Here is a 19,523-nt window from a genome sequence, read left to right as displayed (position 1 = left end):
CTATTGATGAATAAATTATAGGCAGGTATTAATGTATTTCACAGGTTGGTTGTTGTTTTAATCTGTAACGTAAACAGGATGGAGATCACCACGAAACCTACCGCAGTATATAGCACCGTCGTATAACCCCAATGCTGATAGAGAGCACCGAAGAACGTATTTCCTGCAAAGACAGCCAAATAGGTCACGGCACTGTTCAGCCCCATGATGGCACCGCGTTTCGATGCATCGGTTGTATTTAACCCGGTGATCAGCAAATTGACGCATAGGTGATTTGCGGTACCCAGAAAAAGCATCAGCACGCATACCGTTGATAAGTTATTTCCTGACAGCGCGAAAATAAGGTACACCGCCGCAACCGTAAGAAATGAGGCTGGCATAGCTACTCTGCTATTCACTTTACTTATCATAGCATCCAGAAAAGCTGCGGAACCAAAGCCGATACCGTAGCAAAGTGCGATCAGGCCGTTAGCACTCAACGGCTGGTGCAGTCCGTGGTACAGATAGTCGCCCAGATAGCCATAAACCCCATAAAAGGCGGTCATGAATCCGCCGCATGCCGCTAATAACGGTTTCACACCGGGCACGCTGAGTGCTGCCAGGGGAGATGATGAAACCCGAATGACGTTTTCATCTCGATTGCTCAAACGGGAAAGGATGACGATAGCCAAAACGGCGAGCCCACCGATCCCGAGATAAACGATGCGCCAGTGAAACTGCTCTGCCAGAATCGACGCGAGTGAAACACCGGCAACAAGGCTTAATGTCCAGCCGGTAAGAACAACACCCGTTGTTTTACTTTCCAGCCCCTTGGGAGCGATTGCCGCAGCGGTGGTGTAAATCGCGGGAATCGCTACGCCGGATGCAATACCTGCAATAAGCTGGCTGGCTATCAGCCATTCAACGGAAGAAGCAATCGCACTGGAAAGCAAGGCGACGACCAGCAGCATCATCGCGTTCTTCAACATCCTAAAGGCACCGAATCGATCGATGTATCGTGCCAGAAACAGAGCACTTAGCGCGGTTCCCAGACCAAACGCAGCTGAGGCCAGCATGACTGACTGTGTGACGCTCTTAAATGATGTGGCAAGCTCGGGAGCGATGGGGCCCATGAGTAACGAATTTGATCCAATCACGCCGATGCAGAACGTCAGGACATAAGCCGCGCTAGGAACACGAAGCGTGCGCGAATTCGCATGATGTTCGGCATGTTGATGTGGTGACATTGAAATTTCACTTTTTGCTTAATATGATTCGGAGAAAATACTATTAACCAAACAGAATTAGTTTTGAATAAGGAATTAGAGAATGAAAATAAATAAAGATGATATTAAGCCAAAAGCCATTCCTACTCGGGATATTGATGCCACAGACAGAAGATTATTAAGAGAACTGGTCGACGATGCTACGCTGAGCTATGCCGAACTAGGGGAAAAAGTCGCGCTTTCGGCTCCTGCCGCCCATGAACGGGTGAAACGGCTTCGGCGCGACGGTGTGATACGGAAAACGGCTGTGCTGCTCGATCCTGTCGCGATAAAAAAGAACCTTCTGGCATTTGTGCATGTTGATACTAGCGGTTGGGGCGTGTCATCAGAACTGATGGAGATAACGCGTAATTCTGATGTTGAAGAGGTGCATTCGGTTGCTGGCGATGCAGCACTGATCCTCAAGATTCGTACGGAAGACGCGCAGTCGCTGGAAAAGCTCCTGTTTCAGCTTTACGCGGTGCCTGGTGTTAGCTCAACACGATCTTACATTGTGTTGTCGACCTATCTTGAGCGCCCTGTACAGCCGAGCGATAGCTGATTGTCTGGTTGAGTCAGTAGGACGAGAGGTTTATATTCAGGCTATTGCTAAAATAGCAGGCAATAGCCTGAAGCAACATAGGTGTGACTATTACCCTTCGCTTGGATCTAAACTTGATATTTGTTCACTCATCGTTGCATTATGGCAGCGATAAGCATGAATCTGTTCTTTAATTGAATGATTATTCGCTTCTAACGATTCTATATTGCCGCATTTTTTATTTCTTTCTTTAACCCATGTTTCTTGAGACGCGTGGAATTTACTCTTTATGTCTTCAGGTGCGTCTTCCAATATTCCATATACGTCGGTGAAAAAGAAAAGATATTGGTCTTTTTCATTTTCAAGCGTTTTCTCTTGTGCAGTTTTTGTGATTTTTTTGGCATTTTCACTGAGCCAGGCGACACCATAAATTGCTCTGGATAGAGCATCATAGGATTTCTTTTCTACTTTTATTTCCTTTTCACTATCGAGAATACTGAGATCGTAGGAAAATGACGGAATGACAATCTTGTTATTACTGAGCCTATTATCTTTGCTTTCCCCTGTTTTAGTAAAAAGGTTATTGCTAATTTTATCCATTTCATCTTTTGTGTACAAAAGATCGTCTTCATTAAGAATGATGTCGATAATCTCCTGACTTACGGGAATTTCAATCCGTAGGCTACATGAAAACGCCTTTCCCCAGCGTGGCTGAGTTGATAATTTAGAATAAATTATGCTCACAGTATCAACAGATTGAGAAGAAGAATTATAGAACAGTGCTTTTGCACGGTCGGAAAACGTTTTTTTAACGACTTCCACTGCGTTGAGATCGCTGCATTGAAAGTCTTCCTTGGCATATGCTGACGTGCAAGTGAGGATAATTCCAACCATGACATAGAAGAGCTTTTTCATCTCTTGTCCTTGTTTTCAGTCAACCCAAGCTGTACCAGCCTTTCCCTAGTCATTTGTTGTTGGCAGGTATAAATTTTTGTCTGATCTTCCAGAGAGTGGCTTTGATTTGAGATGGATTTTATTGCCCCGCATTTTTTATTTTTATTTTTTATCCACTGCCGTGCATCCTCTTTCATCTGCCCTTTAATATAGTCGGGTAGGTTACTCCAATAAATATTTAATGCATTATCAGCCTCAGTGAACTCTATGATTGCTTTTTTATATTTAAAACGTGGTGATTGATCTTCCAGCCTTGCTGCATTTTCTTGTAACCAGGCCAGTCCATAAAGTGTGCGCGAGACTGCCTCATCATGTGGATACATAATATTGGTTTCTTGCTGATTATCAGCAATATGAACATTATAATAAACACGGTCTACTACGATGTATTCAGCTTCTTTTTTGTGGGGGGGAATAGTGAGAAGATAAATGCTTTTTGCTTTAGGATCTCCATTATCCATAAGCGGATAGTATTTTAAAAAATCTAACACAGTGGATGGGATTTTTATCTTGGCTTTGCCAAAGCAGCTTAGATTATTTTTTGTTTTAAGTTTTGTGATAATGATGTCATATTCAAATTCAATTTTTTTAATTGTCTCTAAAGATACACGATCGCTGATGGGTTGTGCTTTCTCTTGATCTTCTTTGATTAACGACTGCATGACGAGAGGACTACGGCACACAAGGTTATTTGCATTAACATAGTGTGATGAAACTATTATCAATAATAGAGATTTTATTATGATTTTTATCATTTTCAATTCCATTGAAATCACGTTAGCAGGACATGCAGATTCGTTTATCTGAAGATGAATAGGCATTGGCGCTGACCATCTTATAGGTCTCATTTGTTTTTTTGAATTGATAGATATAAGCCCTTTCGCCTGCTTCTTGTCTAAGTTCAGATTCCCTTTCGTTAAGTATATTGATGACAATTCCTTTGAGGCCCGGAGGAGAAACGGTGTCCATCTGGATATTAATAATCCCTGATGACAGCATATAGTAATTCATGACGAAGACCAAACCTGCATCCGTGTAGGATTTTTCAAAATATTTTTCTGACGGCGGTAGATTTTTTATTTCTTGCAGAAATGAAATAAAAGCTGATTTTCCATTTGAACCATTGAATATAAAACTGGAGTCAGATTCAAGTTTTGGCATTATTTCGTTGTTTTTATAACTGACTTTATCTTTTTTCGCTATGCTTACACCATAGTTAGCTGGAACAAAATAGGAATCAGTGAGTTCAATGAATTGGTTATAGTCTTTTTGTGATAATTTACTCTTTTGCAACACCGTGGTGAAGTCTGTAACAAACGTTGAGAAGTCTTGCGCATGTGCCCCAATGGAGAGAGGAAGAAAAAGAAAAGGTAAAATGCCGCTTTTTATATAATTCCGTTTCATAATAAACACACATTCCTTACAAATAGTGAATAAATTTTATTGATATTATAAGGATATTTATGGCTGCAAGTATATATTCTTTGTTATTCAAGCCACTATCGATGCTTTATTGGGACGTCTGCTACGTTTCGTGCTCCGTCCTGTCAGGACAATTTAGGTGCCATTCAAATGATACTTGATTCATTGTCAGTATGTTGAATCTTCAGGTATACATATAAATCAAGGAAATAAGGATGAGGTTTTTAGGTTTAATGCTGCTCTGTCGCGTTGTTCTTTTCTCGCCACTTTCTCTTGCTGCCGATGTGTCTAACGTTTAAGCAATGAATAGCTTAGTCTGTTCTGTTAGTACCGTTATAAATCACCACTTGTCGTAATCGGTCAAAATTTCACGCCAATGAATTGGATATGAACATGTGAACCGCCGATGTTCAGAATTTTCTGTTAATCCTTACCCTTGGCCTTGGTCATCTGTTATTAATAATATAACGGCCACGTTATAACAACGTTAACGCATAAAAAGGAGGTTACTCAATGATTTCGAAGGATAACGCAGAGCACTACGTTTGGGGAGATAGTTGTGATGGATGGTATCTCGTCAAAAGACAGGATATGAGTATTATTCATGAAAGGATGCCATCAGGAACTAGGGAAAAACGTCATTATCACTCAGAATCGAGGCAGTTCTTCTTTGTGCTCTCTGGAACCCTGACCATTGAATTAGAAGGTTCAGAGCACATAATCAATAAACATCAAGGCGTTGAAATTCCTCCGGGCACAAGGCATCGGGCCAAAAATGAATCAGATAATGATGTTGATTTCATTGTGGTATCACACCCTACGACTCGGGGAGACCGTATCGACCTTCTATAAAATACGCTTATTACCCTTTTCCGATTCGCTACTTATAGCGTATAGGCATATTAATTTAGCTGGTGCCGCGTGTTGAACTCGAAAAATGAACTAAAAGTGTACAACCTGTACTTCAGCACCAACGGTGCCAGCTATTTTTTCTATACGGTGGCTCATCATAGAAAATCTCCCACAGTGATGGTATCTGCATTATCGAACTTGCTATGCCAACATTTATACCAACAAAACAGCGTAGACTCCGGTAAAACGGAGTAGGGTTAAGTAGACTCGCGTGTTGTATTAACTTAATGAATAGAATGGAAAAAATAGACTTTGATGGACGTGCGTAGGCGAGATTATGGTGTCCCCAGCAGGAATCGAACCTGCAACTAGCCCTTAGGAGGGGCTCGTTATATCCATTTAACTATGGAGACGTGAAGCGCAGCCATTATACGCATTTTGGCTCTGAGAATAAGCACTTAACTGCGCGTTTGCTCAAAGTGTCGGCAATCAGAGCCTTATGCATGTTCTTTTTCCTCGATTTCTCTCTACGTCCTTCTCTTTTTCTCGCAGGGTATGATCATCTTCTAAAGATGTACTCGTCGTCTTTTTTACAAGGTGGGATGACGCGTTATGCCTCACTGATTTAGGTTGGCAGTGCTATGCTTTGAGCGGAACAATGAACTACCGTGTTGTCGTCCACGCAGGGGAGCGCGTTGTTACGATACCGCGTGTTGTCCTGATAAGAAAAATGGCAAGCCTCTGAAAAGGCAGTAATACGTAAGCCAGCGTAGCGATAGATCAAGAAAATGTTACACTGTTGGCCGATATCCCGTCCTTATCGTCCAGTTTGATAGGTTGGGCTGATAGTGGGAATACCCATTTTCGGTCACGGGTATATACCCCCAATAATTCAAGTTGCAGGACGAAACGTTAACGTTTTGAACAACGCAGAGCGTTGGCTCTCAGAGCGATGCTCAGTGATGAGCATCGTAACGCGGCAAGAGAGGGTCAAATTCGTCGAGAACGAATTTGATCAGCCAACGGCTGGCCTCCGGTGAGAGACAGGATGTCTCTCATTTCATTCCGATGAGCTTACTCAGGTAAGTGATTCGGGTGACTGACAAATCTGCTAAAAGCAGATTTGAGCGCGGCTTGCAGCGGCCTCAAGGGGGCGAGATACACACGAGTGTGTCGAGTAACGCAGCCAACGCACATGCGGCTTGAAGTATTACAGGTATAGCACACTATAAATCAGGGAGAACAGATATGAATTACCGCCTGAGTGGGGTGGTGTTTGCCAGCGTGTTACTGATCGGCTGCGCCAGTTCCGGGGATCGCGCTCAAGAAGGACGTTCTGATCCACTTGAAGGCTTTAACCGTACCATGTTCAACTTCAATTACGACGTCCTAGATCCTTATCTGGTTCGTCCGGCCGCTGTTGCCTGGCGCGATTATGTGCCGAAGCCCGCGCGCAATGGGCTGGGGAACTTCTTCAGTAACCTGGAAGAGCCAGCGACGATGGTAAACTATTTCATTGAAGGCAAGCCGTATAAAGCGATGATTCACTTTAACCGCTTCTTCCTGAATAGCTTGCTTGGGATGGGCGGTCTGATTGATGTCGCGTCGATGGCTAATCCTAAATTGGCGAAAGAAGAGTCTCGTCGTTTTGGTAGCACATTGGGTAATTATGGCGTGGGCTATGGACCTTATTTGGTCGTGCCGGGCTACGGCAGTGCTACCCTGCGTGAAGATGGCGGTGACGTTGTGGATACGCTGTATCCGATGCTGAGCTATCTGACGTTCTGGATGTCTGCGGGTAAGTGGGCTATCGAGGGACTAGAAACGCGAGCGCAACTGTTGGATTCCGATGGTCTGCTGCGTAACTCTTCCGATCCGTATCTGATGATGCGTGAAGCCTACTTCCAACGGCATGACTTCCTTGCCAGCGATGGGCAAATCACCCCGCAGCAGAATCCGAATGCCGCTGCGATTGAAGACTCGCTCGACGAGATTGATTCAGCGAACTAGCCCAGCATATTTTTGCTCATTTCAAAGGCACCTGCGGGTGCCTTTTGCTTTTATAAAACACTGCTAAACTTATCGTTACCCCACTGATTCTGTGGTTTGTTTCTTAAAAGTTATTACTTTGTTGTCCATTTATTTACTTACTAAAATTTATTTCCTTTCGTCAGATAACAATAATGCAACGTCGTTAACCGCTATTGATGCTCACGGTGGTTGAAATGCATCAGCACGCTGATTTTTTTGTTAGCGAGGTGATTAACAAAAAGGTCATAAGAATGATGCCTTTTACCGATGGTGGCATGGTCGTGTGTTAATGAATGCGTGAAATTCTATTTACCTGCACTTATAAAAATAGAGATATAAGCATGAAAAAACTACTTGCTATGTTCTTCTGCCTGACCGTGGTGGTGAGCACCCCACTGGCGATGGCTGAAGATGCTAAAACGACAGAGAAGACAACGGATGTGGTACTGATCGGCGGGGGGATTATGAGCTCTACGCTGGGCGTGTATCTACAAGAGCTACAGCCAGATTGGTCTATCGACATGGTTGAGCGTATGGATAACGTGGCGGAAGAGAGCTCTAACGGCTGGAATAATGCCGGTACGGGCCACTCGGCCTTCATGGAGCTAAACTACACGCCGGATAATCCCGACGGCCCAATCAATATCAGCAAAGCGCTGGAAATTACCGAAGCGTTTGAAGTCTCGCGCCAGTTTTGGTCTTATCAGGTGAAAAATGGTGTGCTGAATAATCCGCACGCTTTCATTAACAGTGTGCCGCATATCAGCTTTGTCTGGGGCGACGAAAACACCGCGTTCCTGAAACACCGCTATGATGCGATGCAGCATAGTACGCTGTACCGTGGCATGGAGTTCTCTGACGATCCAAATACGATCAAAGAGTGGGCTCCGTTGGTGATGGAAGGTCGCGATCCTGCTCAAAAAATTGCAGCAACCCGTATGCCTATCGGTACTGACGTGAACTACGGTGAAATCACGCGTCAGTTAGTTGGTGCGATGAAAACCAAGTCCAACTTTGCGCTGCATCTGAATTCAGAAGTGCGTGATATCAAGCGTAATGCAGACAACAGCTGGAGCGTGACTTACGCCGATCTGAAGAACGGCGAAAAAGAGAGCGTGATTAAGGCAAAATTCGTCTTTATCGGTGCGGGTGGGGCGGCACTACAATTGTTGCAGAAAACCGGTATTCCTGAGGCCGATTTGTACGGCGGCTTCCCGGTTGGTGGTGAATTCCTGGTGACAGAAAACCCGGAAATCGTGAAGCGCCACATGGCAAAAGTGTACGGCAAAGCCTCTGTGGGGGCACCACCGATGTCCGTTCCTCATCTGGATACGCGTATTTTTGACGGCAAGCCAGTCTTGCTGTTTGGGCCATTTGCCACTTTTTCCAGTAAATTCCTGAAAAATGGTTCGCTGTGGGATCTTATCGGTTCTGTGACCTTCTCCAACGTAATGCCGATGACGCACGTCGGTCTGGATAACTTCGATCTGGTGAAATATCTGGTCGGTCAGGTCATGATGGATGATGACGATCGCTTCGCTTCATTGCAGGAATACTTCCCGAACGCGAAGAAAGAAGATTGGAGACTGGCGATTGCAGGCCAGCGCGTTCAGATTATCAAGAAAGATGATGATAAAGGTGGCGTGCTGAAGTTGGGTACTGAGATCGTCAGCTCACAGGATGGCTCGATTGCCGCTCTGCTGGGAGCTTCTCCGGGCGCGTCAACTGCAGCGCCGATTATGCTGAGCCTGCTGCAAAAAGTGTTTAAAGATAAAGTGGCGACGCCAGAATGGCAAAGCAAGCTGAAAGAGATTGTTCCGTCTTATGGTCAGAAGCTGGACGGTAATATTGAAATGACCAATAAAATCCGTCGCTACACCAGCAGCACGCTGGATCTGGATTATATTGAGGTTAAGCCTGAGTAATTGGTATTAATTGGAATAACAACGTAAGTAAGGCCGCGAAAGCGGCCTTTTTTTATCGTGTTTCTACGGTATATCGGGCAATAAAAAAGCAGGAAAGTTGCCTTACCTGCTTTTATGTAGAAATCCGTAGATTACTTAGAACGCATAGTTGAAGTTCACGCCGTACAACCATGCTTTACCTTTAGAGGTAAAGTCATATTGGACAGCATTGAAGGCACCCGGCGCACGTTCGTTGATAGTCACGCTCTTGCCATGCATGTAGGACACGCCAACGTCAACCGACGCGTCTTTGTTAAATGCATAGGTTGTGCCTGCGCTCAACCAGAAACGATCTTGATCCGGGATGGAGATAGAACGTCTGTCGGCTGGTACTGGGCTGTCATCAAACGCGATACCGCTACGGAACGTCCAGTTATCGTCGTGATAATAGGTGGTGCCGAGTGCGATACGGTAAGCATCACGGAAGTTTTCTTCTTTCTGGAACAGTGTGTTACCGCTATTACCTGTTGCTTTCAGCTCTTGGAACTGGCTCCAACTGGTATAAGTCAGGCTGTAGTGCACCGCCCATTTTGGTGCCACGCGGTGATAGGCAGAGGCTTCCCACATTTCCGGCAGATTGAGAGTCAGCTTACCTGGAACGGTCGCACCATTGAGGGCACCTGGCCCAGCGGGCAGTTGGTTGCTGTAATCGCCGTTAAAGTCGATATCGACTTTAGAACGATAAGTCAGGCCGACGCGGTTGTTTTCATCGATTTCGTACAGGATGCCGGCATTCCAACCATAGCCCCATTCTTTGCCTTCTAATTTCGCTATCTCAGTGGTGCGCGGCAGTGCTGTACTGAGATCGCCGAGATGACGCGTAATTTTGGCATCGGCATAGACGGCGTTAACACCCAGACCAAAGCTGAAATGCTGGTTCAGACGATAGGCTGCGCTCAGGTTCAGGTTTGACGTCAACAGGTCGGTTTTACCGCCAATAGATCCTGCTGCATAGCTATCGTTGAATTCCGTTGCCAGACCGTAGTTGGTGGTGGCTGACGCGCCAATTGCCCACTGTTCGTTAAGCGGCATGATGAAATGCAGGTTCGGTACCCAGGCATGTGGCGCGATATTTTTGGCGCTAGCATCATTTCCTGTCAGTCGGTTTGAACCGCTGACATCAATATCTGGGTTGATGTAAGTGACGCCACCGGAAAATGAAGGACGGTCAAACATGGTCATGGTTGCCGGGTTACGGCTACCTGAGGCCGCGTTGTCGGCTACGGCACCTTCACCAGAAAACGCGCGTCCCAGACCCGATGATGAGTATTCATTTAGCTGGAAACCAGCCGCGGACACATTTGCTGAAAACAGGGCCACCGCAACAGCAATTGTGGATTGTTTGAACAGGTTTTTCTGGCTCATGACCAAAACCTCTTTATATGCTTGTTATTTAACGTTGTTACACGGGGTAACAAGGGACGCGCATTGTAGGGGGCGCACTCAGCCTGACAAATCAGACCAGTTGCCAAAGTATAAGTTGGGAATACGAGAATGTTGCGCTTGTGTATTAAAAATATTTCCAAAATGATGCAAAATTTAGATCTGCTTAACGTTTTGGTTAATTTTTGTGAGGAACTATTACTCGGTTTTTACTGCCTAATAACACCTTAATGTGACTGATATCACTAAAATTACGGGTGGGCATGAAGTACTGGTGCTGCTTTAGGATGAGGGAGTAAAATATAAGGAAGATAGAAATATTTGAACTGGATCATATCTCCCGCGTCTTAAGCCTCAAGAGGAAAGCATCATGACGAACGTAATCAATAAATGCAGTGCTGAAGAAACCGCAGCCTGCTGCTGTGTCGATGTCGGCACAATCATGGATAATACAGATTGCACGGCGTCTTACAGTAAAGTGTTCAGCGATCGTTCTGATGCGGAGGCGACACTCGCCACTCTGACGGCAAAAGCGCATGCGGTGGAGTCTGAACCTTGCGACATCGCCAGCACGCTGGAGGAGGTAGACGGTGGTGTTAAATTGGACATCGATTTTACATTCAGCTGCCAGGCTGAAACAATGATTTTCCAGCTAGGCCTGCGTTAAGTCTCCTTCTGGCAAGTATTGCCTTATTGCATAGCTTGCCAGACTCGTTTTTTATTTCTCTTCGCTGTTATTCACCAATGTTGGCGGTGTCATCACTTATTAATTCTCCCGATACGCATGTTAATCGGCCATATAATTGGTCGGTATGTTGCCGGGTTTCCCCAGAGTTCTGCGATATCTTCATAAAAACGATGCAGCGTTTCCTCCTGTCCTGCCTCCCTAATGCTGGCGACGGCAGACCAGGTTGAAATGTAGCCGATGAGAGCTTCCAACGGCCATTCAAGGTGGATGTTCAGGGGCGGTGCGTCGATCTCGTCAAAGGGAAAAGGGATGTCCCTATACCCATTATCAACCAGTTGGCGTTCGGCAGGCCAAAACGGGCCAATCTCGTCGTCATAAAACTGACGAAATCTGTCGTTCAGATCGTCATCAAGCTGCATAACCCCATAGCTGATGAGCGCCAATATTCCTAGAGGGACTGCCACCCTGTGCACCTCCCGGTAAAACGCGTCCAGTTTGAACCAATGTGCAGCCTGTGCCGCGGTAATCAAACTGTAACTGAGCGGTTGTCCCGGCAGTGTTTCGGCGGGGGAACATGCATAATGGATACGGTTGTGTGCAATAGCGTTACGTAGCTGGCTATCGCTGGGATCGATACCTTTTACAACGTCGAAATGTTCAGCTAGCTGTCGCGTAAGCTGCCCGGTCCCGCACCCCACATCCAGCGCGTTTTGGGTATTGGGTGCGAGACTGGAAAGGTATTCTGCCAGTTCGGGTGGGTATTGGGGGCGGTAACGAGCGTAGTTTTCCCCACCGGAGGCAAACCAGTTTCTGCTTTCTTCGGTTGTGTTAGTCATCTTTATCACCTGAGGCGTGTAATTCTGCACGCGCTATCTGTATTCGTTTTTCAAAGCTCTGCTGTTCCAACGCCGATGCCAGAGCTTCCAGCCCCTTCATCAACGGCCAGCCCGCGTCTTTTTCAAGCTGTTCAATGGCAAGGAAAATGGCTTCCCAGCAGCTCTCTAGTCGATCAACGAGTTGAATGCCTGCTGGTGTCAGCCTGAGCGCAAATTTACGCCCATCGCTGAGCTGTTCGCGCACAAGAATGCCGTCCTGCTCCATTAACGTGACCGACTGGCTGATCGCGCCCTGTGTCAGATGCGTCGATTCGGTGATGTCCTGCACGGTCTGAGCGCCAGCGACAATTGAACGCAGGATCGGTGTAAATCGTGGACGATAATTGAGTGACATGGCGCGGTAGTTTGCCTCCGACCCTTTATCAACCAATTCAGCGGTATACCTCAGTAGCTCGCCCAATCCAGGTTTAATTTTCAAAAGTGCCTCCCTAATGGAAATAAATACATTAGCGCTAATGTATTTTGTTGGCAAATTCCTTTGCGTAAAGATTGATGGAATAAAGGCCACGACCCGCATGCTCTTCACACTTTTATGTTGCGCGGCTTTGCGTAATGTAACTATCTGGTTAACAATGAAATCAGGTCTGACCTGTTGTGCGCGTACTTTATTTTTGGTTAACGGAAGTATTTTCGGTTAACAGGAGCGTTTATGAGCGAGGTATTACCTCTGATAACCCGCCGTGGCGATCGCATTGCGTTCGTGAGCGGATTACGCACCCCATTTGCCCGGCAGGCAACGGCCTACCATGGCGTACCTGCCATTGAATTAGGCAAACTTGTCACCAGTGAACTTCTTGTTCGCACGGGTATCGATCCTGAGCTGATCGAGCTATTGGTGTTCGGGCAGGTGGTTCAAATGCCTGAAGCGCCGAATATCGCCAGAGAGATTGTGCTCGGTACGGGCATGAGCGTGCATACTGATGCGTATAGCGTTTCACGCGCCTGCGCGACCAGCTTTCAGGCCGTCGCCAATGTAGCGGAAAGTATTATGGCAGGCACGGTGGAAGTCGGTATTGCCGGAGGGGCGGACTCCTCTTCCGTATTGCCCATTGGTGTCAGTAAAGCACTGGCCAGAACGCTGGTGGATATGAACAAGGCTCGAACGCTGGGCCAGAAGTTGAGATTGTTAAGCGGCCTGCGCCCGAAAGACCTGCTCCCGGTGGCACCTGCCGTGGCGGAGTATTCCACCGGGTTGCGCATGGGCGATACCGCCGAACAGATGGCAAAAACCTACGGCATCACGCGTGAAGAACAGGATGAGCTGGCGCACCGTTCGCACAGGCTAGCGGCCCAGGCCTGGGAATCTGGCGTGCTGCGGGATGAGGTCATGACGGCGTACGTCCCGCCTTATGAGAAGGCGCTGAGTGAAGATAACAACGTGCGCCATGATTCCGCCTTAGAGCAGTATTCTCGCTTACGTCCGGCGTTCGATCGCCGACACGGTACGGTGACGGCGGCAAACAGTACGCCGCTAACGGATGGTGCGGCAGCGGTCTTGATGATGAGTGAATCCAAGGCCAAAAGTTTGGGACTTACGCCGCTAGGCTATCTGCGCAGCTATGCATTCAGCGCCATCGGCGTGCAGCGCGATATGTTGTTGGGGCCGGCTTATGCTTCTCCACTTGCGCTGGCAAGGGCGGGCGTGGCGTTGGCCGATCTGACGTTAATTGATATGCACGAAGCCTTTGCCGCCCAGACGTTGGCAAATCTGAAGCTGTTTGCCAGCGATGAGTTTGCCCGAAGCCAATTGGGCAGAAACGCCGCGCTGGGCGAGGTGGATCGCGCTAAGTTCAACGTGCTGGGTGGCTCGATTGCCTATGGTCATCCTTTTGCCGCTACTGGTGCGAGGATGATTACCCAAACGTTGAATGAACTGCGTCGTCGCGGTGGCGGACTGGGCTTAACCACCGCCTGTGCGGCGGGCGGGCTAGGCGCGGCAATGGTACTGGAGGTGACGCCATGAACGATCAACAGTCTTTCCTCACGGCAACGGAAAGCCAGTCTGCGTTTTCCCTCACCATTCGGCCAGACAATATTGGCGTGATTAGTATTGATGTCCCCGGCGAGAAGGTGAATACGTTAAAGCGCGAATTTGCAGAACAGACTCTCTCGGTCTTCGAGCTGGCGCGGCAGCACGCGACGCTCAGAGGACTCATTTTTATTTCTGCCAAGCCTGATTCGTTTATTGCTGGCGCAGATATCACCATGTTGAGCCAGTGTGGCAGCGCCGAACAGGCAGAAACCCTGGCGAAACAAGGGCAGGAAACATTTGACCTCGTTGCTGCACTACCTTTCCCCGTTGTGGCCGCGATTCACGGTGCCTGCTTGGGCGGTGGGTTAGAGCTGGCATTAGCCTGCGACTATCGCGTTTGCTCGCTAGATGAAAAGACGGTACTAGGGCTACCTGAAGTCCAACTTGGCCTCCTTCCCGGCTCGGGGGGAACGCAGCGTTTGCCACGTTTGATTGGTCTGGATAGCGCATTGGATCTCATTCTTACCGGTCGCCATCTCCGGGCGAGTCAGGCGCTGCGGCAAGGGCTGGTTGATGAGGCTGTCCCGCACGATATTCTACTGGAGACGGCTGTCGAGATTCTCAAAAAAGGTAAAAGGAAGGTGGTGCCGTTGGGCTGGCGTTCGCGTTTGCTAAGCAGCCCGGGTATTCGCCATCTGCTTTTCAAAATAGTGAAACGCAAGACCCGCGCGAAAACACATGGCAACTATCCGGCCACTGAAAAGATCATTCAGGTGGTGCGCCGGGGAATAGAAAAAGGTCGTGAGGAAGGATATCGGCAGGAGGCGCGAGCGTTTGGCAAGCTGGTGATGACGCCGGAATCTGCCGCACTACGCCATTTGTTCTTTGCCTCGAATGCGTTAAAGAAAACCTCCGGCTCAGCCTCTGAGGCGAAGCCGATCCATCGTGTTGGCATTCTCGGTGGCGGGTTGATGGGCGGAGGGATCGCCAGCGTTACGGCAACGCGCGGACAATTGCCGGTGCGCATTAAAGATATCAATGAGCAGGGTATTAACCATGCGCTGAAGTACAACTGGCAATTGTTGACCAAGCGTGTTCAGAGTAAACGGATGAAGCCAACGGAGCGTCAGCGCTTGATGACGTTGATTTCCGGTAGTACGGATTATCGTGGTTTTGAACATGCGGATATCGTCATTGAAGCGGTCTTTGAAGATCTGGCGCTGAAGCGGCAAATGGTGGTGGAGATTGAAGATCATGCTGCGCCCCATACTATTTTTGCATCAAATACCTCATCGTTGCCGATCCATCAGATTGCGGAGGGCGCGCGTCGCCCGCAGCAGGTCGTTGGCCTGCACTATTTTAGCCCGGTGGACAAAATGCCATTGGTTGAGGTTATCCCGCATGCCCACACCAGCGCAGAGACGGTTGCGACGACGGTTGCTCTGGCGAGAAAACAGGGGAAAATTGCAATCGTCGTGAACGATAGCGCGGGATTTTATGTGAATCGCATATTGGCGCCTTACATCAATGAGGCGGCTTATTGCCTGCTGGAAGGAGAACCTGTTGAATCGATTGACTACGCGCTGGTGCGTTTTGGTTTCCCCGTTGGTCCGCTTGCGCTGCTTGATGAGGTCGGTATTGATGTCGCAACCAAAATCGTACCGGTGCTGAGTGAAGAACTCGGCGATCGCTTTACCTCTCCGCCCGCGTTTGATGCGATCCTGAAAGATGGGCGCAAAGGGCGTAAGAATGGCAAAGGGTTCTATCGGTACAGTAAAACGCGCCGTTTCTGGCACACGAAAGAGGTCGATAGTTCGGTTTATCCACTGCTGGATGTGACACCAAAGGCGCATATCGATCCTGCGTTGATCAGCCAGCGTGCCGTGATGATGATGTTGAATGAGGCGGCGCGTTGTCTGGATGAAGGCGTGATTCAATGCGCCCGTGACGGCGATATCGGTGCGGTATTTGGCATTGGTTTCCCCCCTTTCCTTGGCGGCCCATTCCACTATATGGATCGTCTGGGGATGGAAACGGTCGTGAAAACGCTGCTGGTACTGCAACAACAGTATGGCGATCGGTTCGCACCCTGTGAACGTTTACTCACGATGCGGGAAGGCCAGCGGACGTTCTATCCGCCAGCCGATGAGGAGCATAACGTTAGTTTATCGTGACGTTAATCGTGACGGTGTCTTTATACGTCCCCTCCGGTTTATTTGCCTGACTGGCATTAATGCGGGCGGTGTACGGGATATTCTGCGTAATTCCCGTTCCCGCCCCGCTATAATCGTTAGTTTCTGTCCACGCGACGTTCCCAGTACGGTAGAGCTGGTATTGCAAGTAGTAGGGCGTACCACCGACGGTTGCGGTCATTCTGCGCCAGTTGGCATCATCAGGATGGGTACTTACGAGCTTAACGGTATACGCGCCCAGCAGCGTACAGCGAACGCCGAGGTTATTGTTGACCGCTGCAAAGTTAGCGGGAAAGGCCGCCGTACCAAAGCTGATATTTGGCGCACTGGTGATCTGGCAATCATTGGTGATGTTCATGGTGATATTGAGCGTTGAGGTCGTTGATCCTTCCTCGTACAGGCAGGCTGTCACACCTAATACCGTCACGCCTAGTGAGCAAAGCCTGTAATCCCATTTGATCGTTACCGTATCGGTATAAGTGCCGGCGGATACGTTGTTGCCGATACTGGTACGGACATAGATCGGTATGGAGCCATCTGATGAGTTGAACAGGCCTAATATTCCCAGAAAGGTGGTTTGGCTCCAGGTGTAGGTCGAATTGATGTTATAGGGCGTACCGCAGCCAGAATCCATACACAGGTTGTAAGGAACATAGTCTGTGCTTGTCCCTCTGCGCATCCGCATAGTGGTGCCGCTGGGGTTACTGTCGCTCTGTATTGTGGCGGTGATGGTATTGGTGCTGTTTAGGCTCAACAAACTCCCCGTGCAGCGAAACCCACTTCCCGATGCCACGATTTGTGGCGCACCGTTAACGCCGACAACGGAAGAACCATAAGGCCCTAGCGTGGTGTTGCTGGGCGGCGTGGTACAGGCAGCGTAGCTAAAAGGTGCGTAATACAGTGTCATCAGCAGGAAGGCCAGATGTAACCAACGGGCGGATCGCCGATTGGTGGCGAAGAGGTGCTGGATCTGCGGTATCGGGGTCAGCATCGTTTTATCCTTTTGGATCAGTCTGGCAGGTAAGCGGGCCGATGGTTGCCATCATGGTCTGTGATTCCGGCAGTGAGAACGCCACGCGGCAAAGCCGTCCATCTTCTTGTTTAAAACGTAAGCGGTTAGAGGTTCCCAGATTGGCGAAGTAAGCTAAACCATCGTAGCCACTGATCGTGGTGTTGCCGCTGGCTTCGTCTGTTATCCAGGTGCCGATGGTGAGCGGGTTGCCATCCGTATTACGCAATCGGATATTGGCGGATCGCACGACATGAACAGGGAATTTCACGACGGTGCCGCTGCCTTCTTTTACCGACACGCGAGATTCCACCTGTGGGGTCGTGACGTTGGCTGGCAGTTGTAACGTATCGATTTCCACTTTCGCGGGGTAATTGGACACGACCCACGGTACGAGTAAATGGCCGCGCTTGTTGGTTTTCCCCACCAGTTGGTTTTCATATTTTACCGGGACATCAGGGTATCCATCGGTATCGACAACAACAAAGGCGTCGTTAATACGATTGCTAGGGAAAAGCCCTCCGTTCATGTAGATCAGCGAACCGCTCAGTTCCCCCCACTGGGTGGAGCTTCCTTCATTGCCATAGGTTCCGCCAGCCACCATGGCATAAGGGCCGCGCCAGTTAAGCGAACCTTGATGATAGGGATTTTTGCCCGCACCATACGCGGCGTCCCAACCGAATCCGCCCTCTGTCGGCGCGGTACGATTCACCCCGACACGCGGGGAATAATCACCATTGTTGTCGCGCTGAACGCCAGCATTGATGCTGCTGTTGTTGCCAAAAGGCATCACGAACTGGATCTGGGCACTGTAGCCGTTTTCTCCCAGCGCTTTGTTAAAGGCGAGATAAATAGCGCTGCCTTGCCAGACCTGTCGGCTGAAAGAGAGGTTCAGCAGGCGGGTACGGGCTGAATCGTAGGCACGTATATCGAAATAACCCACGCCGAACGAACCATTGCCCGCACCGAAGATTTGGCTGCTGATCGTTGCCTGATTACTTTCCCGGCTGAGGCGGCCTTCTGTGATCGTGGCTGTTAAATCGCGGTATTCTTCACTGCGTTTGGCATGTTGAACGCTCAGGCCAAAGGCGGAGGTGTAGTAGGAGTAGCCTGCGGTGTATTGGTGTCCGGTCGCTTCCTTTTCGCTCTGACTGTAGGAGGAACTCAGTGTTCCCCAGCGGCCTAGGGTAAAATCCGCCCCCGCGCCGATCAGATAAAGATCCTTCACGGCTTCGCCATGCGCTGACACCGTTAGCTTATTGGTCAGCCCATACCGATAGATGCCGCTGAGGGCGGGATCATCGGTATAGGCATTATTCTGTACACCATAGTTCTGGCGCAACACACCAGCGGACAGATCAAAGTCGCTTAACCCTTCTCGCAGCAATGCGTTGGAGACGTAAAAAGGGATTGTAGTGGAAATCTGCCGCCCCTGAGCGTCCGTCGTAATGACGGTCGCTTCCCCTGCGCCGTTCAGATAAGGCGTATTCGTGAGGGTGAAGGGGCCAGCATTCAGGTTGGTGCTATTCGCTTTATAGCCGTTGATAAAGAGATCCAGTGTGCTGGGTACGGCGGCCGTACCGGTATATTGCAGCATTGGATAGGTCACAATGTCCGGCCGAAGACCGAAATTGCGGGCAACACGCAGGCCGCCCATACGCACCGAGTTGCTCCACGTCAGAGAGTTGCTAATCAGATCGCCAACCTGATAGGTGATCATGTGTTCGTTATCGTTGTAGCGCCAATAGGTATCGAAACGCTGATAGCTATTTTGCTGCGTGGCATTGCCGCCTGAAGTGAAATAGTAGATCCCCGTATTGGATAAGGTTCCGTAGGGGCTGAAAAAGCGCTGCTCCATCCAACTGTTGAGCGAATCCGAATTGCCGCGGGGTGAGGTGTAATACAGGTTATAGTTGAACAACAAACCGGGGCTGCTGCGGGCTGGGAAATGCGCCATGTCTTGCCCTCCGCCGTCAACGGATTGCTCCGGCAGCCAGAATGTGGGTACGGTGAGCTTTAGCTGCTGTATGGCCTGATCGTGATCGGCGGTGACCTCTGGCAGCGTGCTGATATTGACGAGCCCCGTGCTTTGATCTGGTAGGCGGACGTGATTCGAACGTAGCGTTGTTGCATCCACATAATAATTCCCCTCACGATAGGTGACGGGCACAACCGTATTATCACTTTGTCCGTTAACGGAAAGCGTTAAATAGTAAACGGATTCGCTAAGTGATGGCATGGCGCTGGGGGGCGCAGGAAGATCGGTATAGTCTTCCGCGAGAAGGGGCTCAGAATAAAACAGTGCAAGCGGGGCATACATGAGCAGGGGCAAAACACCTGTTTTTATCGTCATGTCTGACCTCACCATGGCCGTA

At 48.9% G+C, this 19,523-nt stretch carries 16 protein-coding genes and 1 tRNA gene; 7 read left to right on the top strand and 10 right to left on the bottom strand.

The annotated features are described in order from the left end of the window. Positions 1 to 38 precede the first annotated feature (38 nt). Positions 39 to 1,226, bottom strand: coding sequence for an MFS transporter (locus tag A6301_RS15045; RefSeq protein WP_234258144.1), 1,188 nt, complete (start codon positions 1,224 to 1,226; stop codon positions 39 to 41). An 82-nt stretch (positions 1,227 to 1,308) separates the two neighbouring features. Here A6301_RS15045 and A6301_RS15040 point away from each other — a divergent pair, with 82 nt between their 5' ends. Next, positions 1,309 to 1,806: an Lrp/AsnC family transcriptional regulator gene (locus A6301_RS15040; RefSeq protein WP_234258143.1), complete on the top strand. Its 498-nt coding sequence runs from the start codon at positions 1,309 to 1,311 to the stop codon at positions 1,804 to 1,806. Between the two features lie 90 nt (positions 1,807 to 1,896). On the opposite strand, the gene A6301_RS15035 is transcribed toward A6301_RS15040, so the two are convergent. Genes A6301_RS15035 through A6301_RS15025 form a run of 3 tightly spaced genes read right to left on the bottom strand, consistent with a single transcriptional unit; the run spans position 1,897 to position 4,143 of the window. Beyond that, complete coding sequence (locus tag A6301_RS15035) at positions 1,897 to 2,700, bottom strand: hypothetical protein (RefSeq protein ID WP_234258142.1); 804 nt, start codon at positions 2,698 to 2,700, stop codon at positions 1,897 to 1,899. After that, a complete protein-coding gene (locus tag A6301_RS15030; RefSeq protein ID WP_234258141.1) occupies positions 2,697 to 3,494 on the bottom strand; it encodes a lysozyme inhibitor LprI family protein in 798 nt (265 codons plus the stop codon). Before A6301_RS15030 ends, A6301_RS15035 begins: the two co-directional genes overlap by 4 nt. 22 nt (positions 3,495 to 3,516) lie before the next feature. After that, the gene (locus tag A6301_RS15025) at positions 3,517 to 4,143 is read right to left on the bottom strand and encodes a hypothetical protein (RefSeq protein ID WP_234258140.1); all 627 of its coding nucleotides are present in this window, start codon (positions 4,141 to 4,143) and stop codon (positions 3,517 to 3,519) included. A 531-nt stretch (positions 4,144 to 4,674) separates the two neighbouring features. On the opposite strand from A6301_RS15025, the gene A6301_RS15020 reads away from it, so the two are divergent. After that, a complete protein-coding gene (locus A6301_RS15020) occupies positions 4,675 to 5,013 on the top strand; it encodes a cupin domain-containing protein (RefSeq protein ID WP_234258139.1) in 339 nt (112 codons plus the stop codon). A gap of 338 nt (positions 5,014 to 5,351) precedes the next feature. Here the strand turns inward: A6301_RS15020 and A6301_RS15015 are convergent. Beyond that, a tRNA-Arg gene (locus A6301_RS15015) sits at positions 5,352 to 5,426 on the bottom strand. Positions 5,427 to 6,261: 835 nt separating this feature from the next. On the opposite strand from A6301_RS15015, the gene mlaA reads away from it, so the two are divergent. Together mlaA and mqo are read left to right on the top strand one after the other, a co-directional pair. Further along, positions 6,262 to 7,023 carry a phospholipid-binding lipoprotein MlaA gene (gene mlaA, locus A6301_RS15010; protein WP_107169694.1) on the top strand — a complete coding sequence of 254 codons (762 nt, stop codon included), beginning with the start codon at positions 6,262 to 6,264 and terminating at the stop codon, positions 7,021 to 7,023. 362 nt (positions 7,024 to 7,385) lie between these two features. Then, positions 7,386 to 8,969, top strand: coding sequence for a malate dehydrogenase (quinone) (mqo, locus tag A6301_RS15005; protein ID WP_107169695.1), 1,584 nt, complete (start codon positions 7,386 to 7,388; stop codon positions 8,967 to 8,969). Between the two features lie 135 nt (positions 8,970 to 9,104). Here the strand turns inward: mqo and fadL are convergent, their stop codons facing one another. Next, positions 9,105 to 10,373 carry a long-chain fatty acid transporter FadL gene (gene fadL / locus A6301_RS15000; protein WP_107169696.1) on the bottom strand — a complete coding sequence of 423 codons (1,269 nt, stop codon included), beginning with the start codon at positions 10,371 to 10,373 and terminating at the stop codon, positions 9,105 to 9,107. Positions 10,374 to 10,761: 388 nt separating this feature from the next. Here fadL and A6301_RS14995 point away from each other — a divergent pair, with 388 nt between their 5' ends. After that, positions 10,762 to 11,058 carry a YfcZ/YiiS family protein gene (locus A6301_RS14995; RefSeq protein WP_234258138.1) on the top strand — a complete coding sequence of 99 codons (297 nt, stop codon included), beginning with the start codon at positions 10,762 to 10,764 and terminating at the stop codon, positions 11,056 to 11,058. Between the two features lie 92 nt (positions 11,059 to 11,150). Here the strand turns inward: A6301_RS14995 and A6301_RS14990 are convergent, their stop codons facing one another. Together A6301_RS14990 and A6301_RS14985 are read right to left on the bottom strand one after the other, a co-directional pair. Continuing rightward, complete coding sequence (locus A6301_RS14990) at positions 11,151 to 11,915, bottom strand: class I SAM-dependent methyltransferase (RefSeq protein ID WP_234258137.1); 765 nt, start codon at positions 11,913 to 11,915, stop codon at positions 11,151 to 11,153. After that, positions 11,908 to 12,393 carry a MarR family winged helix-turn-helix transcriptional regulator gene (locus tag A6301_RS14985; RefSeq protein WP_107169699.1) on the bottom strand — a complete coding sequence of 162 codons (486 nt, stop codon included), beginning with the start codon at positions 12,391 to 12,393 and terminating at the stop codon, positions 11,908 to 11,910. The genes A6301_RS14990 and A6301_RS14985 overlap by 8 nt, the downstream gene beginning before the upstream one ends. A gap of 231 nt (positions 12,394 to 12,624) precedes the next feature. On the opposite strand from A6301_RS14985, the gene fadI reads away from it, so the two are divergent. Beyond that, a complete protein-coding gene (gene fadI / locus A6301_RS14980; protein ID WP_205543036.1) occupies positions 12,625 to 13,938 on the top strand; it encodes an acetyl-CoA C-acyltransferase FadI in 1,314 nt (437 codons plus the stop codon). Beyond that, on the top strand, positions 13,935 to 16,121 hold the full coding sequence (fadJ, locus tag A6301_RS14975) for a fatty acid oxidation complex subunit alpha FadJ (protein ID WP_234258136.1): 2,187 nt from the start codon (positions 13,935 to 13,937) through the stop codon (positions 16,119 to 16,121). The genes fadI and fadJ overlap by 4 nt, the downstream gene beginning before the upstream one ends. Here the strand turns inward: fadJ and A6301_RS14970 are convergent. Beyond that, complete coding sequence (locus tag A6301_RS14970; protein ID WP_205543034.1) at positions 16,108 to 17,130, bottom strand: spore coat U domain-containing protein; 1,023 nt, start codon at positions 17,128 to 17,130, stop codon at positions 16,108 to 16,110. The two genes, fadJ and A6301_RS14970, sit on opposite strands and share 14 nt — an antisense overlap. 4 nt (positions 17,131 to 17,134) lie before the next feature. Then, positions 17,135 to 19,501 (bottom strand): fimbria/pilus outer membrane usher protein, encoded by a 2,367-nt coding sequence (locus A6301_RS14965; protein WP_234258135.1) that lies wholly within the window; start codon positions 19,499 to 19,501, stop codon positions 17,135 to 17,137. Positions 19,502 to 19,523 lie beyond the last annotated feature (22 nt).

The sequence above is a fragment of the Pectobacterium sp. IFB5596 genome, assembly GCF_021432585.1.
Lineage (GTDB): Bacteria > Pseudomonadota > Gammaproteobacteria > Enterobacterales > Enterobacteriaceae > Pectobacterium > Pectobacterium punjabense.
This window is presented reverse-complemented; position numbering and strand designations above follow the sequence as displayed.

Bases quoted from the DNA above. Each gene is read 5' to 3' on its own strand.
- A6301_RS15025 (WP_234258140.1), bottom strand. From the start codon at position 4,143: ATGAAACGGAATTATATAAAAAGCGGCATTTTACCTTTTCTTTTTCTT.
- A6301_RS15040 (WP_234258143.1), top strand. From the start codon at position 1,309: ATGAAAATAAATAAAGATGATATTAAGCCAAAAGCCATTCCTACTCGG.
- A6301_RS15035 (WP_234258142.1), bottom strand. From the start codon at position 2,700: ATGAAAAAGCTCTTCTATGTCATGGTTGGAATTATCCTCACTTGCACG.
- fadL (WP_107169696.1), bottom strand. From the start codon at position 10,373: ATGAGCCAGAAAAACCTGTTCAAACAATCCACAATTGCTGTTGCGGTG.
- A6301_RS15045 (WP_234258144.1), bottom strand. From the start codon at position 1,226: ATGTCACCACATCAACATGCCGAACATCATGCGAATTCGCGCACGCTT.
- fadI (WP_205543036.1), top strand. From the start codon at position 12,625: ATGAGCGAGGTATTACCTCTGATAACCCGCCGTGGCGATCGCATTGCG.
- A6301_RS15030 (WP_234258141.1), bottom strand. From the start codon at position 3,494: ATGATAAAAATCATAATAAAATCTCTATTATTGATAATAGTTTCATCA.
- mqo (WP_107169695.1), top strand. From the start codon at position 7,386: ATGAAAAAACTACTTGCTATGTTCTTCTGCCTGACCGTGGTGGTGAGC.
- fadJ (WP_234258136.1), top strand. From the start codon at position 13,935: ATGAACGATCAACAGTCTTTCCTCACGGCAACGGAAAGCCAGTCTGCG.
- A6301_RS14965 (WP_234258135.1), bottom strand. From the start codon at position 19,501: ATGACGATAAAAACAGGTGTTTTGCCCCTGCTCATGTATGCCCCGCTT.
- A6301_RS14990 (WP_234258137.1), bottom strand. From the start codon at position 11,915: ATGACTAACACAACCGAAGAAAGCAGAAACTGGTTTGCCTCCGGTGGG.
- A6301_RS14995 (WP_234258138.1), top strand. From the start codon at position 10,762: ATGACGAACGTAATCAATAAATGCAGTGCTGAAGAAACCGCAGCCTGC.
- mlaA (WP_107169694.1), top strand. From the start codon at position 6,262: ATGAATTACCGCCTGAGTGGGGTGGTGTTTGCCAGCGTGTTACTGATC.
- A6301_RS14970 (WP_205543034.1), bottom strand. From the start codon at position 17,130: ATGCTGACCCCGATACCGCAGATCCAGCACCTCTTCGCCACCAATCGG.
- A6301_RS15020 (WP_234258139.1), top strand. From the start codon at position 4,675: ATGATTTCGAAGGATAACGCAGAGCACTACGTTTGGGGAGATAGTTGT.